General features: G+C 43.8%; 16 protein-coding genes and 2 riboswitches. Of the genes, 6 read left to right on the top strand and 10 right to left on the bottom strand.

The annotated features are described in order from the left end of the window. Positions 1–2: 2 nt before the first annotated feature. The 4 genes from pfkB to D3H55_RS01770 all read right to left on the bottom strand — a co-directional run bounded on the left by pfkB (position 3) and on the right by D3H55_RS01770 (position 3,455). Positions 3–926, bottom strand: coding sequence for a 1-phosphofructokinase (gene pfkB, locus D3H55_RS01785; RefSeq protein WP_119545196.1), 924 nt, complete (start codon positions 924–926; stop codon positions 3–5). Next, positions 923–1,672: a DeoR/GlpR family DNA-binding transcription regulator gene (locus tag D3H55_RS01780; RefSeq protein ID WP_119545195.1), complete on the bottom strand. Its 750-nt coding sequence runs from the start codon at positions 1,670–1,672 to the stop codon at positions 923–925. Before D3H55_RS01780 ends, pfkB begins: the two co-directional genes overlap by 4 nt. Positions 1,673–1,940: 268 nt before the next feature. Further along, positions 1,941–2,372 (bottom strand): GNAT family N-acetyltransferase, encoded by a 432-nt coding sequence (locus D3H55_RS01775; RefSeq protein WP_119545194.1) that lies wholly within the window; start codon positions 2,370–2,372, stop codon positions 1,941–1,943. Between the two features lie 471 nt (positions 2,373–2,843). Continuing rightward, positions 2,844–3,455 carry an FMN-binding negative transcriptional regulator gene (locus D3H55_RS01770; RefSeq protein WP_119545193.1) on the bottom strand — a complete coding sequence of 204 codons (612 nt, stop codon included), beginning with the start codon at positions 3,453–3,455 and terminating at the stop codon, positions 2,844–2,846. A gap of 68 nt (positions 3,456–3,523) precedes the next feature. On the opposite strand from D3H55_RS01770, the gene D3H55_RS01765 reads away from it, so the two are divergent. Next, entirely contained in the window at positions 3,524–4,201 is a 678-nt protein-coding gene (locus D3H55_RS01765; RefSeq protein WP_119545192.1) for an RIO1 family regulatory kinase/ATPase domain-containing protein, read from the top strand. Between the two features lie 238 nt (positions 4,202–4,439). Here D3H55_RS01765 and D3H55_RS01760 read toward each other — a convergent pair whose 3' ends face one another. The 6 genes from D3H55_RS01760 to D3H55_RS01735 form a co-directional block, all read right to left on the bottom strand. After that, positions 4,440–5,033: a hypothetical protein gene (locus D3H55_RS01760; RefSeq protein ID WP_119545191.1), complete on the bottom strand. Its 594-nt coding sequence runs from the start codon at positions 5,031–5,033 to the stop codon at positions 4,440–4,442. A gap of 140 nt (positions 5,034–5,173) precedes the next feature. Next, positions 5,174–5,599: a cell wall hydrolase gene (locus D3H55_RS01755; RefSeq protein WP_119545190.1), complete on the bottom strand. Its 426-nt coding sequence runs from the start codon at positions 5,597–5,599 to the stop codon at positions 5,174–5,176. 76 nt (positions 5,600–5,675) lie between these two features. Then, positions 5,676–6,599, bottom strand: coding sequence for an MBL fold metallo-hydrolase (locus D3H55_RS01750; RefSeq protein ID WP_119545429.1), 924 nt, complete (start codon positions 6,597–6,599; stop codon positions 5,676–5,678). A gap of 102 nt (positions 6,600–6,701) precedes the next feature. Next, entirely contained in the window at positions 6,702–7,748 is a 1,047-nt protein-coding gene (mtnA, locus tag D3H55_RS01745) for an S-methyl-5-thioribose-1-phosphate isomerase (protein ID WP_119545189.1), read from the bottom strand. An 11-nt stretch (positions 7,749–7,759) separates the two neighbouring features. Further along, positions 7,760–8,932, bottom strand: a complete 1,173-nt coding sequence (gene mtnK, locus D3H55_RS01740; protein ID WP_119545188.1) for an S-methyl-5-thioribose kinase — start codon at positions 8,930–8,932, stop codon at positions 7,760–7,762. A 94-nt stretch (positions 8,933–9,026) separates the two neighbouring features. Continuing rightward, positions 9,027–9,182: riboswitch (SAM riboswitch) on the bottom strand. Between the two features lie 320 nt (positions 9,183–9,502). Next, positions 9,503–10,291: a carbon-nitrogen family hydrolase gene (locus D3H55_RS01735; protein WP_119545187.1), complete on the bottom strand. Its 789-nt coding sequence runs from the start codon at positions 10,289–10,291 to the stop codon at positions 9,503–9,505. Between the two features lie 102 nt (positions 10,292–10,393). On the opposite strand from D3H55_RS01735, the gene D3H55_RS01730 reads away from it, so the two are divergent. From D3H55_RS01730 to D3H55_RS01710, 5 genes are all read left to right on the top strand, one after another. Next, a complete protein-coding gene (locus tag D3H55_RS01730; RefSeq protein WP_119545186.1) occupies positions 10,394–11,569 on the top strand; it encodes a pyridoxal phosphate-dependent aminotransferase in 1,176 nt (391 codons plus the stop codon). A gap of 215 nt (positions 11,570–11,784) precedes the next feature. After that, positions 11,785–11,886, top strand: a riboswitch (SAM riboswitch). A gap of 296 nt (positions 11,887–12,182) precedes the next feature. Then, positions 12,183–13,391, top strand: a complete 1,209-nt coding sequence (locus D3H55_RS01725) for a 2,3-diketo-5-methylthiopentyl-1-phosphate enolase (protein ID WP_119545185.1) — start codon at positions 12,183–12,185, stop codon at positions 13,389–13,391. Continuing rightward, entirely contained in the window at positions 13,388–14,071 is a 684-nt protein-coding gene (locus D3H55_RS01720) for a 2-hydroxy-3-keto-5-methylthiopentenyl-1-phosphate phosphatase (protein ID WP_119545184.1), read from the top strand. The genes D3H55_RS01725 and D3H55_RS01720 overlap by 4 nt, the downstream gene beginning before the upstream one ends. Further along, a complete protein-coding gene (locus D3H55_RS01715) occupies positions 14,055–14,684 on the top strand; it encodes a methylthioribulose 1-phosphate dehydratase (RefSeq protein ID WP_119545183.1) in 630 nt (209 codons plus the stop codon). Before D3H55_RS01720 ends, D3H55_RS01715 begins: the two co-directional genes overlap by 17 nt. Positions 14,685–14,695: 11 nt before the next feature. Continuing rightward, complete coding sequence (locus tag D3H55_RS01710) at positions 14,696–15,238, top strand: cupin domain-containing protein (RefSeq protein ID WP_119545182.1); 543 nt, start codon at positions 14,696–14,698, stop codon at positions 15,236–15,238. Positions 15,239–15,499 lie beyond the last annotated feature (261 nt).

Genomic DNA, 15,499 nt, shown 5'->3' with positions numbered 1-15,499 from the left:
GATTATTCCCTCCCTGAAATAGGTATGATTTCTATTTCATCCAACAATTTATCAATCGTTTCTCTAGTGCAGAAACCTGTAGAATACGCTGTGGCACTCCCTGCTGCAGCGCCATATTTGAAACTCTTTAGAACATCGCCTGTTGTGCGGCAGGCTGCGATGAACCCTGCAACCACGGAATCTCCGGCACCAACTGAGTTCACCAGACTGCCTGGAGGTACTGAAGCAAAATATGCTTCTTCACCGGTAAAGTAAAGAGTTCCTTTTCCTCCCATCGAGACGATGACATTCTGTGCACCCATTTCCACCAGCTTCTTTCCATAAGGAATGGCATCTTCTTTGTTCTCTATGGAGACATTGAATAATTCGCCTAGTTCGTGATGGTTAGGCTTGATAAGGAATGGTTTGTATTTCAAAATGTTCAAAAGCTTTTCCTTCGTTGTATCGACAACGATATTAACGCCATTCCCTTCTGTTTCTCTGATGATCACTTCATAGAAATCATCTGGCAAAGAAGGAGGAATGCTTCCGGCAAGCACTAGAAAATCCCCTTCTTCAAGGACATCGAGCTGCCGGATCAACGCGTTCTTTGCTTCACTTGAAATCTCTGGGCCATTTCCGTTGATCTCGGTTTCTTCTTTGCCTCGAAGTTTAATATTGATGCGTGTGTCACCGCTGACCTTGACAAATGCAGTATCAACTCTTTCTTTCTTTAATTCATCAAGTATGAATTGGCCGGTGAATCCGCCTAGAAAACCCATTCCCTTGTTCGGGTGTCCTAAAGAAGTCAACACACGGGAAACATTGATGCCCTTCCCTCCTGGAACTTTTGAATCATGTTCCATGCGGTTGGTTTCCCCCAGATTCAATTCATTCAGGGAGACAAAGTAATCGATAGAGGGATTCAAGGTAAGTGTGTAAATCATGCTGTCACAACCTTTATTGAAGTTTGCTGCTGTAAATGCAGGATGTTTTCAGTATCTCTATTGGTAATCAAAACAGCTTCTTCCATATCTGCTATCTTGCTGAATGACACCTCACCAATCTTGGATTGGTCTGCAAGAATGTAAGATTCCTGGGATAGTTGAATGGCCGTCTGCTTGATTAATGCTTCTTCCGGGTCCGGCGTTGTAAAACCAAAATCCAGGTCAACGCCATTGGTTCCAACAAAGCATTTGTCAAATCGGTATGTTGTTAAATTTTCAAGTGCAGATCGTCCGATGATCGCCCGGGTAGGACCTTTAACCATTCCTCCTAGCAAGTAGGTGGTAATTCCTTTTTCAAGCAATGGTTCAATTAGTGTGATTCCATTTGTGACCACGGTCAGGTTCTTTTGATTCAAAAAGGAAATTATTTGCTGCGTCGTTGTACCGGCATCCAAATAGATGGAATCACCATCACGTACAAAAGCGGCAGCTGTCTTCGCGATATCTATTTTATCTTGAAGGTTTTTGAATGTTTTTTCAGACATGGTGGGTTCAGTTCGTTTTCCTTGAAGCAGTGATGCCCCGCCATGAACTCTCTTCAGCTTTTTATCTTCTTCTAATTGAATAAGATCACGACGTATCGTGGATTCAGATGCAGCCGTTTTTTCAATTAATTCCTGCAGCTTAACGACTCCTTTCTCTTTTAAAAGAGAGAGAATGATCTGCTGTCGTTCAGGAGTAAGCATGTTGACCCTCCAATTCAATCTGAAGTATTTTCATTATAAAGTAAGCCTTTACATATTTCAATCATAAAAATTCATTTTCTTTCAGAAACGTTCAATGTAGTGATTATTCAGATTTTTGATTAGAGTCCCCTCCTGCACCTTTAGGAGAATAGTCAGAGAAAATTGGCTCTGGCACGCTTTCCTATAAGGCCACAAAAAAGAAGCAAATAGATATCTGCTTCGTTGAATGTGGCAAATTAAGTTTTTCTTCATTTTCACAGATTAACCATTAGTAAGGCAACTTCACTGCTTTATAATAGACCAATTCAGGGTCTTCCTCATCCAGATTTTCGATGATTCCGCTCGGTTTATATCCATTGTACTTGAACACGAACTGCATATCATGGTTGGAGCGGTTTGTGGAAGAAAATACTTTATCTGTTGGTGAAAGCATTTCCAAATACATCAAAAGCCTGCTTGCGTATCCTCTCCTTCTTTTGGAAGGCGATACAATGATCAAGGAGATGAAAGAATGATCAAAAAAGTTAGTATGGTAAATCAAAAATCCGCCGATACGGCCATTTTCTTTTACAATAAGACAGCAGCCCGATTCAATAGCCCCTTTAATATAGGAATATCTCTTGGTACTTCCTACAATTTCGCTGTCAACTTGAACGATTTCTTTCAAATCTGTCATTTTTGCTGATGAAACCTCTATCATTCCGATCACCCCTGAAATGTCTGTTCTCCTAGTACTTGTACTGCGAGTATTTCTTCTAAGCTCTTTTCGTAAACTTTGTTGCTATTCACTATGAATTTCAAATAGAGCCCTGGTAAATCACAGTAAAAACCCCGGTGAGCAGGAAAGAAAAGAGCTGCTCATTCTTTTTCGAAAGCAACAATATATGCGAAAACAGCCTTCTTCTATAATCCAGGAAATTGAATAAATTGTCAGATTGCTATGAAAAAACCATACTGCAGAACTTTTTTCGGATTGACTTTCTTTTAAACTACTGCAGACTCGGTCAGCTGTTTGCTAAATCGTCCATTTATTATGCACCTGTTGAATGTGGCAAAGGTTGAAATCCGATACTGCAGTACTACTACCGAGGGGCAAAAGCAGGTCATTGTTAGAAATCTCATACTGATGCTTCCCTATCCATACCTGTTCTTTACAGCCGTCTAATGGATACTATTTGATTTCTTCCTCCATCAGGCTCGCTATTTGATGAGAGTCGTAGATATCCTGCTTGCGCAGGTTCTTGATGACCTCTTCTTTGTTTTCCGTGCTTTTATTTTGATTCAGCTTCCATTTTCCCTCAATGGAGTCAATTTTGATGCGAAAACCGACGATCCCATTTAGCAGCCGGCTTACAGTTTCGGGTTCATTTTCCATTTCCCACGGAGTTTCAAACCCCTTTTCATAGAAATCAACAGATTGTTGGAGAATCGACATTAATTCTTCTTCTTCTGTAAATATTTCAATGGTACCCTTTACGTGGACAGCAATGTAGTTCCAAGTGGGTACATTTTTCTTTTCTTTATACCAGGATGCGGAAATATAGGAATGCGGTCCGGAAAAGACGGCCAATACCTTTTTGCCATCAATGTTATTCCATTGCGGATTTGCTTTGGCCATATGTCCGATGAGTTCCGGTGTATCGGCGTTTTTAAGGATAAATGGCAAATGGGTCGCATGAGGGCCATCTTCATCATGGGAGAAAAGGATGCCAAAGCTATTGTTTTCAATGAATTGCAGAAGCCTTTGCTGATCTTCAACTTTAAAATCTTTTGGTATAAACATAATTTTCCTCATTTCATTTGTTTATTTTAACTATACTATAAAAAAAGAAGAATTGAGGGGTGAAAAGTATGCCGGCTGAATGGCACTCTGTCGTTCCAGATCTAAATAAACTTGCAGTAACATCCAATACTGATAATGAACCCGTCTCTATAGACGGTAATGCAGAAAACCTTCTATTGATTGGGACCGGTACAGATGCGGCTGTTTTCCGATCTATGCACCACCCCCATTTGGCATTCAAATTGTATGCTGAGGAGAAACAGGAAAAAAAGGCAGTTGAAGAAGAAGTGTATGACCGCCTTGGAGATTCGCCTTATTTCTCTAAAAAAATGGGGAGCGGCGAAAACTTCCTGGTCATGAGTTTCATAGAAGGAACGACGCTTTATGACTGCCTCCTTCAAGGCATCACCATTCCTCCTGAAGTGATTCAAGAGGTAGAAAAAGCAAGGGATCATATACGCAGCTGTGGATTGAATCCCAGGGATATGCATCTGAAAAACATTCTTTATCATAGTGGAGAGGTAAAGATCATCGATGTATCTGAATATGTGCAGCCGGGTAATGACTTGCGCTGGGAGTACTTAAAGAAAGGATACGAGCAGTATTACCGTTTCATCGCGGGAAAACCGATACCCTCATGGATGGTGGAAACTGTCCGCACCTGGTTCAACCATACAAATGGCCCTCAATTCACATTTGAAGATTTCATGAAGAAAGTGATGTCGCTGACATTCAAATGGAAATAAAAGGCTGTTTTCGCATATATTGTTGCTTTCGGAAAATCCCAGGTGCCGGATTTTTCCCCTGTATACAAAGGTTTTACTCTCAAAAAAAAGAGCAGCTCTTTTCTTTCCTTCTCACCGGGGTTTTTACGACGATATACCAGGATATTAATTCAAATTTTATATTGAATAGCAATAAAGTTAACAAAAAGAGCCAAATAAAAAAACGATCCTCCTTTACTCAAGGGGATCGTTGTTTTTGTTATTTCCTGGTTTCCAGCTCTTTCAGTGAGGAGAACAGAAAATGATAGATCAGCTGCAGATTTTTGCCCAATGATTCATTTTCATTAAAGCCTTCAAGTTTGTCGATTGAAAGGTTCACATCAAACATGCCGTCTTTGTCATTCCAAATCATTTGGACTTTTTCTTCGCCATTCAGTTTCTCAGCTAAAATGGCTTTTAACTCAGCAGCTGTCTTTTTTTGCTGCTTCAATCCGGTCAATAAACTATAGTGGCCAAACACATCGTCAACTTCCAATGTCATCCCGTCAATCCGGATGATGTCGAACCATTTGCTGTCAATGTAAAGAAATTCGCTGAGATGCTGTTTGACAAAATTCATGGGTGTATCAAGAAAGGCAGGTGCTTCTTCCGTCTGGATTAATTCTTCGGTTTCCTTGTCCACTCTTTCGATAAGGGCATCATGGAATCGTACAGCGTCATCCAAAGGTTCGACCTCAACCCCCTCCCCCAGGAGTCCCTGTTCATGTGCATAAGTCCTTTCATCTGAAAACAGGGCAACCTCTCCATCTTTCACTTCATCTTCTATGTATGATTGGATCGTTTTGGTAAGCATAAATTATCCTCCTCTAATCGTTTCATTAATAGTTATATCATATCCCAAGGGGTTTTTCGTAAACTTTCCAGTGAATAATGTCTTTTCGACATAACCCGGGGAGTGACTGTCACTAAAAAAGCTTGCATGAAAATGCAAGCTTAATAATATATCTGGGGACAGTCTTCCCGTGTAGGGGCAAAGAAGCAATGTGATTTGAATCTCCCGACATTTCTTTGGTCATACCATGTTGCGGGGCAGTCGCCCTGCGGCCGGAAGAACCAGAGTGCATAAGATGCCGGATGATACTTCCAGCCCTTTATGACCTGCCTTGCCAAACCAATATCCTTTTCCCTGGCTCTCTGATAAAAATAACCTTTCACCGTAGCTTCAAAACCGCCCGGCTTTTGGTATACCATATCGCTGATTGTCCTTAAATCCTTGAAATCAAGACAGTTTGAGATGACCCTGTTCACTCCGGTATTGCCAACTGTGAGCATTCCTAGACGGCCGTCCCCTTCTGCTTCGGCCCTCATCAATCTTGCCAAAAGCTTTACATGCTTTTCTGGTGCTTTAATGACCGCCATGTTGAATCATACCTCCTTTTACAACATCTTATTCAGGAGGGTGTAAATTAGTGGCGAAAAAAAATCAACTCTCTCATCAAAGCCATAATGTTGCCCCGATGTCCTGCACTTTCAGTTTTTGTTCATCCACCTTCAGCCTCTGCCACTCTGCTGTCAGGCGGCCGAGTGCTTCAGGACCTGTGTCATCTGCCAGGCGGTAGGCTCCATAATGCATGGGTATGAACAGACCGCCATCCATTTCAAGGAATGCTGATACCGCATCCTCTGGGTTGATATGGCTGTCACTCATAAACCATTCCGGTTCATATGCACCGATCGGCATAAGGATGATTTCCGGTGAAAGTTTTGCGGCAATTTCTTTAAACCCCCTGAATTTTCCTGTATCCCCTGCAAAGTATATGGAAATTTCACCTCCAGATTTCATGACCCATCCTCCCCAATGAGAGGTATTGGTATCCGTCAGCGTCCGTTTGGTCCAATGCTGTGCAGGGACGAAGTCGAAGCTTATCCCTTCATGTTCAAAAGAATCCCACCAATCAGCTTCTATGATTTCTTTGTATCCTCTTCTTGAAAAAGCAGATTTCAGACCAGAAGGAATATAGAATACAGGGTCGCCTGGAAGCTTTTTAATCGTTGCAAAATCCAGATGGTCATAATGGCCATGTGATATAAGGACAACATCTATATCGGGAATTTCATTCAATGATAGTCCTGGCTCTGTTAGTCTTCTGCCCGCTCCCATTCTTCTGGCCCAAACCGGATCGGTTAAAATATTGACTCCGCCCAGCTGTATCAGGAATGTAGAGTGTCCAATCCAGGTAATCGATGGTTTATTTTTGTTATGCCGCAGCTGGTCAGCTTGTTTATGTTCTGACTGAGGAATCTGTGTCTTAAGGTCTTTCGCCTTTGCGCGCCTTTCTTTCATCCATTTCATCATATCTTTGAAAGATTTTTGATTGCTGACGTCATCTAAATTTTTGTACCGCTTCTTTTTTGGCATCTTTTTCCCTCGGTTTTTTCTTTTCATTATACATGAATGCATACGGCTCCATACAATAGAAGGTGCCAGGTACAAAGCGGGCGATTTGTACCTGGCACCAATTTATTTAATCGAAATCAATTGCTCTCTATAATTTCCCTTGAGGATACCCTTCTCAGTAATGATGGCGGTAATGTATTCATTCGGTGTCACATCGAATGCGGGATTGTAAATTTTCACGCCTTTTGCAGCGACTTCTACCCCGTTTAAGTGAGATACCTCTTTCGGGCTGCGTTCCTCAATCGGGATGTCCCCGCCGGTTTCTATTGCAAGATCGATGGTTGACCTCGGGGACGCCACATAGAATGGGATATTGAATGCTTTTGCTAAAATGGCAAGTCCGCGTGTTCCGATTTTATTGGCAGTATCTCCGTTTGCTGCTATTCTGTCGGCGCCGACGATGATGGCAGAGATACTCTTTTCAGCAATGGTATGCGCTGCCATATTGTCGGTGATGAGCGTGACATCGATTCCAGCCTGCATCAATTCCCAAGCCGTTAATCTCGCACCCTGGAGGACTGGCCGGGTTTCAGTTGCAAAGACTTTCAGGTCAATTCCCTTTTCCTTTAAGATATAAAAGGGAGCCAGTGCTGTGCCGTATCTGGAAGTGGCGATGCCCCCTGCATTGCAGTGTGTCAGGACGGAATCTCCTTCCTGAAATAGTCCTGCCGCATGTTCCCCGATAGACCGGCAAACATCCTCATCCTCTTTGGCAATTGCCAGTGCTTCATCCAGGAGAAGTGACTGCCCTTGCTCAACGGTAGCTGCCTTGGAGAATCCGCTGACGAGCCTTCCGAGTGCCCATGACAGATTCACTGCAGTCGGGCGGGAACTTTCCAAATAACTTCGCTTGTTTTCCAGCTCATAAAAAAAGCCAAGGAAATTGTCTTTCTGTTGAAAGGACTGCGCCCAAAGGGCAAGGCCGAATGCTGCTGTAATGCCGATTGCAGGGGCCCCTCTTACCTTCAGGGTATGAATGCAGTCCCAGACATCTTCTATTGAAGTTAATTTGATATATTCAGTGATATGCGGCAGTTTCTGCTGATCAAGCAGCAGGATATGATCTCCCTGCCACTGGACAGAACGAATGGTTGTCGTTTCGGTTGTCATGAAGTTCCTCCTTAATATAATGCCAGCTGCCCAGGATTTTTTATGATTTTCCGCTGAAGAATCAATCTTCTTCCCAGATCGATTGCATCTGTTTTCGCTTTTACTCTTCTGTTTTTGTCACTTATGCCGTCAAGGTCAGCCACATGGGAGAGCCCGATTGTACGCCGGATGATTTCACAGCCGGCAAACCCGATAGTATCTTCAAAGATTTCCCCCAGGATGTGATCGAGGTATCCGGCGGTTGTTGAATAGGTTTCTTGATTATGTTCGAGCCAAAGATTCGTAAACTCAGAGGAGAAAACGTTCCATGTATCAGAAATGATCTTTAACCTGCCGGGGTGGTCTTCTTTTGGACGTGATAAAGAATTCAGCAGGATATTGGCAATAAATTGACCGACATCAAAACCGATGGGTCCATAAAACGCAAATTCAGGATCGATGATTTTCGTATCGTCTTGTTTTACAAATATGCTGCCCGTGTGAAGATCTCCATGCAGGAGGGAGTCAGCCTGTGTTAAAAATTTTCTTTTCAATTTCCCGGCTTCGAGTCTTACGATGTTGTCATCCCAAAGAGCTTCCACCTTTTCTCGCAATTCTTCCTCGAAATCATTGCTGTCATGGTCATAGAAAGGATCGGTGAAAACAAGATCCTCAGTGATCTTGCATAATTCAGGGTTAATGAAACGGCCGACCAGTTCCTTCTTGTCCCTGCCATTCAAGCCAAAATCCGATGTGAAAAAGAGTGTCCTTGCAAGATAAGTCCCAATGTGAACTGGTAAAAGCGGGAATTCCTGGCCATCAATCAAAGCTTTCCGCAGGATTTTGTAATCAGACAGATCTTCCATTACAGTCACGGCCAGCTCTGTATCTGTATAAAATATTTTTGGAACGGAATCCGGTGTGAATTCACGGAACTTCGTTAGGGCACTGCTTTCTATTTCTGCGCGTTTCAGAGTGAGCGGCATACTTTCGCCAACAACTTTTGCGTAAGGCAATGCCTGTTTGATAATGATCGATTTCTCATATAGCTTAGTGCCGATTCGAAAAACATAATTCAGGTTGCCATCACCGATTTCGCTGCAGAATAATTCTTCATATTCATCAAAAAAACCCAAAGTCTTAGCCAGCTCCAGAGCGCTGCTTTCAGTTAAAGGATAATATCCGTCAGGTTTTACCAGTGCCAATTTAATTTCCTCCTTGTTTTACAAGGCTTTTCAGCAAAGTAAAAAGCCCCTTTCATTCAGAAAGAGGCTTGAAGGCATGAGTTCAGCTTCGCACCTCTTATCTGCCAGAAAGATGTTTCTTTCTGTTGGAAGTAGCACCGTGCTGCCAGGTGTTAACCAAGCGTTTTCAAAAAAACGCTCCAGTCTCGCTGGTGACAGTCGGTTGCTGGGCTTCATCGGGCCAAATCCCTCCGCCTACTCTTGATAAGAGAATGTGGTATTTGATTTTTCTAAACATTTTTATTATTCCTGATGAACATTAAACTAAGTTTGAAGGAATTTGTCAACCTTTTTTTTGAAGGCTCTTTTCGCAAACTTTGTTGCTTTTCAACATAAAATTTCAACTAATATCCTGGTAAATCGCCATAAAAGCCCCGATGAACAGGAAAGGAAAAAGCTGCTCGTTCTTGTTCGAGAGTAAGTTTTTCCGAAAGCAACAATATATATGAAATCATCCTTGAAGAATAAACCTCACACCGATTCCCGCGGGTTTGCAGAAAGCAGCAAAACGCTCCGGATGACCGGCAATGATCAATAAAGCTCCGGCCTCCGGTCCTGAAAGATAGGAATTTGCTTTCTGACCTGTTTCACTTTTTCCAGATCAAGCTCAGCTGTAATGACGTCAGTTCCCTCGCCTGCTTCAGCAACTATATCTCCCCAAGGATCAATGATCATGGAATGGCCCGCAAATTCATTGTTCGGGTCACTGCCGCTGCGGTTACATGCTACTATATAGCATTGATTCTCAATCGCTCTTGCTTGCAGCAGCGTCCGCCAGTGACCTGCACGTGCAAGTGGCCATTCAGCTACAACGTAGAGGACTTCGGCACCGCCGGCTGTGTGAGTTCTCATCCATTCAGGGAACCGGATGTCATAGCAGATAAAAGCTGCTGAAGGAACACCTTCTATCGTGACTGCCCCGCTGGCATTGCCTGCTGAAAGAAAGTGATGCTCATCCATCAGCTTGAATAAATGGACTTTGCTGTATTCTCCGAGGAGGCTGCCGTTTCGGTCAAAAGAGTATAAGGTATTGGTGACATGCCCTCCGCTTTTTTTGGCAATTGAACCACCGACGATATTGGTCTTATACTTTTGCGCAAGTTCTGAAAGAAATTCCTGTGATTTCACGCCTTCATCATCTGCAATTTCATCCAGCCGCGCCAGGTCATATCCAGTGGTCCATAATTCCGGCAACACCACTACGTCAACACCGGTTTCTTTTTCAAATAAAAGCCGAAACTCTTCCGCGACAGTCCGCCGGTTTTCTTCCGGCTTTCCAAATTGTATATCGATCTGCAGGCATGCTATCCTTAAAGCCATAGTGTCCCTCCTCAAAAATTCAGTAATTCAGCTAGACTTTTTTTCATTAACCATATAACATAAGCTACTAGAATTTCAAGAATCTTTCAAAAGGAGCGTCTTATGAAAATCTTCAATCATTCAAAAATATTGGAAAATCTCCCCCAGCAGTTTTTTGCCAGGCTGGTCAAAGATGTAAGCAGAGTTACTTCTGAAGGGCATGATGTGATCAATTTAGCTCAGGGCAATCCCGATAAGCCGACGCCGGAACATATCGTCCTTTCTGCTCAGGAAGCAGTCTCTAATCCCCTGTTTCATAAATATCCCCCTTTTCGCGGTTACTCTTTCTTAAAAGAGGCGGCAGCTGAATTCTACAAACGTGAGTACAATGTTGACATCGATCCGGAAACTGAGGTTGCTGTATTGTTCGGTGGAAAAGCGGGCTTGATCGAAGTGAGCCAGTGCCTGCTCGACGAAGGGGATACAGCCCTGGTCCCTGATCCGGGATATCCGGATTATTGGTCGGGAATCGCGCTGGCAAATGCCAGGATGGAACCGATGCCCCTCCTTGCAAAGAATCGATATCTCCCGGATTACAACAATATTGACAAGGGTACACTGGATCAAGCAAAACTGATGTTCTTGAATTATCCAAACAACCCGACCGGCGCGATTGCCACTACAGATTTTTTTTCAGAAACGGTAGAGCTTGCTGAAGCTCATGGGTTTTGCGTGGTCCATGATTTAGCCTACGGTGCAATCGGCTTCGATGGTGAAAAGCCGGTTAGTTATTTGCAGACTCCAAGGGCAAAAGATGTGGGAATTGAGATTTATACGCTCTCCAAAACCTATAACATGGCAGGATGGAGAGTCGGATTCGCGGTTGGGAACCCGAGTGTGATCGAAGCTCTGAACCTTCTGCAGGATCATTTGCATGTCAGTTTATTCGGAGGTGTCCAGGAAGCGGCCGCCACTGCTTTGGCCTCATCTCAGGAATGTGTGGATGAATTGGTTTCTCTGTATGAATCCAGGCGGAACTTCCTCATTGAACGCCTGAAAGAAATCGGCTGGGATGTTGAACCGCCGAAAGGCTCCTTCTTTGCCTGGCTGCCTGTGCCTGACGGCTATACCTCTGAGTCCCTCTTCAAAAAACTGCTCGAAGAAGCCCATGTAGCGGTTGCCCCAGGAATCGGCTTCGGCGATTACGGCGAAGGCTATGTAAGGGTAGGCTTGCTGCAGGAGGAAGAAGTACTTGCAGAAGCCGTGAGGAGAATCGGAAAACTCGGTCTTTTTAAATAGGCTGTTTTCGTTTATTATTGTTGCTTTGGAAAAATCCCAGGTGCCGGATTTTTCCCCTGTGTAAGACAACCCCATCGTTGCCCAGGGGGAAAAAGGCTTTGGGGTAATTGCGGATGGAGCAACTAATACGGATAGTGTTTAAAAAATGATTGACAACATTTTCAATAAGTGTCATAATCCATGATGAAATTAACTAAAAATAAATACTATTCCCATTCTTATCAAGAGCAGGCGGAGGGACTGGCCCGATGATGCCCGGCAACCGACTTTTTAAAGCACGGTGCTAATTCTTGCAGCAGTATGCTGAGAGATAAGAGAGCTTATTTTGTTTGTAAAATAAAACCTCTTCCTCAGCTGGAAGAGGTTTTTTATTTTATAAGGCTGTTTTTTCGAATATATTGTTGCTTTCCGAAAAATCCCAGGTGCCGGATTTTTCCCCTGTTTTAAGAGTTTTTACTCTCGAAAAAGAACGAGCAGCTCTTTTCTTTCCTGCTCACAGGGGTATTTACGACGATTTACCAGGATATTAGTTGAAATTTATAGTGAATAGCAACAAAGTTTACGAACAGAGCCTTTTATAAACAGAGCTTATTTGCAGAAAGGAGCAGCATCAATGTCATACGTTACAGCGGTCTATACAGTACATGGATCGACCGACAAACTGGAAAAGAAAGCGGAAGGAATCGCCCTCGGCCTGACGATCGGATCCTGGACAGATCTTCCCCTGCTGGAACAAAAGCAGCTTAAACGCCATAAAGGGCGCGTCGTTTCTGTTGAAGCCCTGGAGGAAAATAAGGGGCTCATCAAAATTAATTACCCCGCAGCAAATTTCAGCAGTGACCTTCCTGCTATCTTGACTACTGTATTTGGAAAACTGTCACTCGATGGAAAGATAAAACTAACAGATCTTCACTTTTCAGAAGAATTAAAGTCGGTCTTTCCAGGTCCCGGGTTTGGTATCGAGGGAATCAGGCAGAGACTGAACAAATATGATCGTCCCCTGTTGATGAGCATCTTTAAAAGTGTCATCGGGAAAGATCTTAATTACTTTTCAGGCCAGCTAAGGGATCAGGCGCTTGGCGGCATTGATATCGTAAAGGATGACGAAATCTTATTTGACAACCCCCTTACTCCATTCGCTAAAAGGATCGTAAAGGCTAAAGAGGTATTAGATGCAGTTTATAATGAAACCGGTCATCGGACGTTATATGCGGTCAATTTATCAGGCAGGACGTATGATTTGAAAGATAAAGCCAAACGAGCCAGGGAATTGGGAGCTGACCTTCTTCTATTCAACGTGTTTGCATATGGTCTCGATGTTCAGCAATCCCTGAGAGAAGATCAGGAAATTGGCCTTCCAATTATGGCCCACCCTGCGGTGAGCGGTGCATTGACTTCATCGCCGCATTACGGATTTTCTCATCAGCTTCTTTTAGGGAAATTGCTGCGTTATGCCGGAGCAGACCTCTCGCTTTTCCCTTCGCCATATGGAAGTGTGGCTTTAGAAAGGGAAACGGCTGTTGGAATTGCGAATGAATTGACTACAGCAGATTCTCAGTTCAAGACATCCTTCCCTGTCCCTTCTGCCGGCATCCATCCGGGATTGACACCTTTGCTTTACCGTGATTTCGGGACAGATTCCGTGATTAATGCAGGCGGTGGTGTCCATGGACATACACTTGGTGCTGTTGGAGGCGGGATAGCCTTCAATCAAGCGATTAAAGCTGCTGTCGAGGGAATTCCACTGGAAACAGCAGCCTTGGAGCATCAAGAACTTCAAGAGGCAATAAAACTCTGGGGATCAAGCGAGGTATCGGTATGACGAGAATGAAAATATTTTGTGATTTCGACGGTACGATCACAACAACAGATAACATCATTTCACTTATGAAAAAATTCGCTCCTCCTGAATGGAATGCAATTAAAGACTCGATTCTAAACCAGAGAGTATCGATCAAGAAGGGTGTCAGCGAGATGTTCCTCCTTCTCCCCGCTTCGCTGCGGGATGAATTAGTTCAGTATTTACTGGACACCCATCAGCTCCGTCCCGGCTTCAACGATTTCATTGAGTGGACCCGGCAGCAAAATATAGATTTAAAGATTGTCAGCGGCGGTATTGATTTCTTTGTGGAACCAATTCTTGAAGGTCTTTTGCCGCGTAACCAGGTGTACTGCAACAGTGCTGATTTCACCGGGGATACGATCAAGATTACCTGGCCGCACCCTTGTGATGAATTTTGCGATAATGAATGCGGCTGCTGTAAAACCAGCATCATCCGGCAAGAGGCACAACCTGAAGATTTCATTGTAATGATTGGAGATTCGATCACTGACCTTGAAGGCGCAAAACTGGCAGACCTTGTCTTTGCGTGTGATGAGTACCTTGCAGATAAATGCAGGGAGCTTGGCTTGAATTATCGTTATTTTGACACGTTTCATGAGGTGATTGAGGGCTTGCAAGAGATTAATAGAAAGGCTGGGACATATGGGCAATTATCTTGAACAGTGGGATGAACTTAGCAGGATTAAAGAGGAGCTGGCAGAGCGTGATTGGTTCTACGGTACGAGCGGCAACCTTTCCATCCGGGTCGGAAGATCTCCCCTATCCTTCCTGGTTACGGCAAGCGGAAAAGACAAAAGAAGGACCACTTGTGAGGACTTCCTTTTGGTCAACGACGAGGGAAAGCCTGCTGAAGACACGAATCTCAAGCCGTCGGCTGAAACGCTGCTTCATTTGGAGATTTACCGCCGAACAAATGCCGGCTGCTCCCTCCATGTCCATACCGTAGATAATAATGTTATTTCTGAGCTCTATGGAAATAGAGGCGAAGTAGTATTCAAAGGTATTGAAATCATCAAGGCGTTTGGTCTCTGGGAAGAAGATGCAGAACTGAAACTCCCAATCATTCCGAATCATGCGGATATCCCCCTTTTAGCGAGCGAGCTTATCCCCTGCATCCAGGGTGATGCCGGGGCGGTCCTGATCCGCAATCATGGCATTACAGTTTGGGGAAAGGATGCCTTTGAAGCGAAGAAGCATTTAGAAGCATACGAATTCTTATTCAATTATCATGTCAAACTTATGACATTGCGCCAAGCTGCGCTTAACCAATAGGAGGAATCAAGATGGCTGTTATAAAAGTGAGAAACACTGATGAAATCATTTCCGGTGAAGAAAATGTTAAGGAATTCCTGCTGAATCAGAAAGTGCTTTATGAACACTGGGATATTACAAAGCTTCCTGCGGAATTACACGGTCGCTGCCAGATAAATGATGAAGAAAAACAAACGGTCATCGACACATTTGAAAGTGAAATAAAATCCTTGGCGGAACGCCGGGGATACGGCAGCTGGGATGTCGTTGCCCTTTCAGAAGCCACACCGAATATTGAAGAGCTTTTGAAAAAGTTCGAGCAGGTCCATACCCATACCGAGGATGAAGTCCGTGCCATCACAGCAGGACATGGCATCTTCATCATTAAAGGCAGCGATGACACAGGTTACTTCGATGTTGAACTTGAACCTGGCGATGTCATCTCCGTCCCAGAAGGAAACCCTCACTTCTTCACCCTGATGGAAGACAAACAAGTGGTAGCTGTCCGCCTGTTCATAGATTCCACAGGCTGGGTTGCACATCCATTTAAAGATCCGGAATTTCAGCAATCATAATGTGAGTGACGCCAGCGGGCTTAGTGCCCGCTGGTTTTTAATTGGTTTAAGTGACTGTTCTATCTCGGTTCTTGCACTGGCAGGATATCGTAGGATAATGATTGGAGCGGAAAAAGAGTCTGCATCCTGACGGAATTCAGACATAAATTGAAAAGAACTTTTTAAGAGTCCGAATCGTGGCCGAATTCGGACAGAAACCAGGCAAAAAGCAAAAAAGAGTCCGAATCCCGGGCGAATTCGGACAGAAATCAGGCAAAAAGC

Source organism: Bacillus salacetis, assembly GCF_003581585.1.
GTDB lineage: Bacteria > Bacillota > Bacilli > Bacillales > Bacillaceae_B > Rossellomorea > Rossellomorea salacetis.
This window is presented reverse-complemented; position numbering and strand designations above follow the sequence as displayed.

Coding starts and splice junctions, on each gene's coding strand:
- pfkB (WP_119545196.1), bottom strand. CDS start 926: ATGATTTACACACTTACCTTGAATCCCTCTATCGATTACTTTGTCTCC.
- D3H55_RS01780 (WP_119545195.1), bottom strand. CDS start 1,672: ATGCTTACTCCTGAACGACAGCAGATCATTCTCTCTCTTTTAAAAGAG.
- D3H55_RS01775 (WP_119545194.1), bottom strand. CDS start 2,372: ATGATAGAGGTTTCATCAGCAAAAATGACAGATTTGAAAGAAATCGTT.
- D3H55_RS01770 (WP_119545193.1), bottom strand. CDS start 3,455: ATGTTTATACCAAAAGATTTTAAAGTTGAAGATCAGCAAAGGCTTCTG.
- D3H55_RS01765 (WP_119545192.1), top strand. CDS start 3,524: ATGCCGGCTGAATGGCACTCTGTCGTTCCAGATCTAAATAAACTTGCA.
- D3H55_RS01760 (WP_119545191.1), bottom strand. CDS start 5,033: ATGCTTACCAAAACGATCCAATCATACATAGAAGATGAAGTGAAAGAT.
- D3H55_RS01755 (WP_119545190.1), bottom strand. CDS start 5,599: ATGGCGGTCATTAAAGCACCAGAAAAGCATGTAAAGCTTTTGGCAAGA.
- D3H55_RS01750 (WP_119545429.1), bottom strand. CDS start 6,599: ATGCCAAAAAAGAAGCGGTACAAAAATTTAGATGACGTCAGCAATCAA.
- mtnA (WP_119545189.1), bottom strand. CDS start 7,748: ATGACAACCGAAACGACAACCATTCGTTCTGTCCAGTGGCAGGGAGAT.
- D3H55_RS01735 (WP_119545187.1), bottom strand. CDS start 10,291: ATGGCTTTAAGGATAGCATGCCTGCAGATCGATATACAATTTGGAAAG.
- D3H55_RS01730 (WP_119545186.1), top strand. CDS start 10,394: ATGAAAATCTTCAATCATTCAAAAATATTGGAAAATCTCCCCCAGCAG.
- D3H55_RS01725 (WP_119545185.1), top strand. CDS start 12,183: ATGTCATACGTTACAGCGGTCTATACAGTACATGGATCGACCGACAAA.
- D3H55_RS01720 (WP_119545184.1), top strand. CDS start 13,388: ATGACGAGAATGAAAATATTTTGTGATTTCGACGGTACGATCACAACA.
- D3H55_RS01715 (WP_119545183.1), top strand. CDS start 14,055: ATGGGCAATTATCTTGAACAGTGGGATGAACTTAGCAGGATTAAAGAG.
- D3H55_RS01710 (WP_119545182.1), top strand. CDS start 14,696: ATGGCTGTTATAAAAGTGAGAAACACTGATGAAATCATTTCCGGTGAA.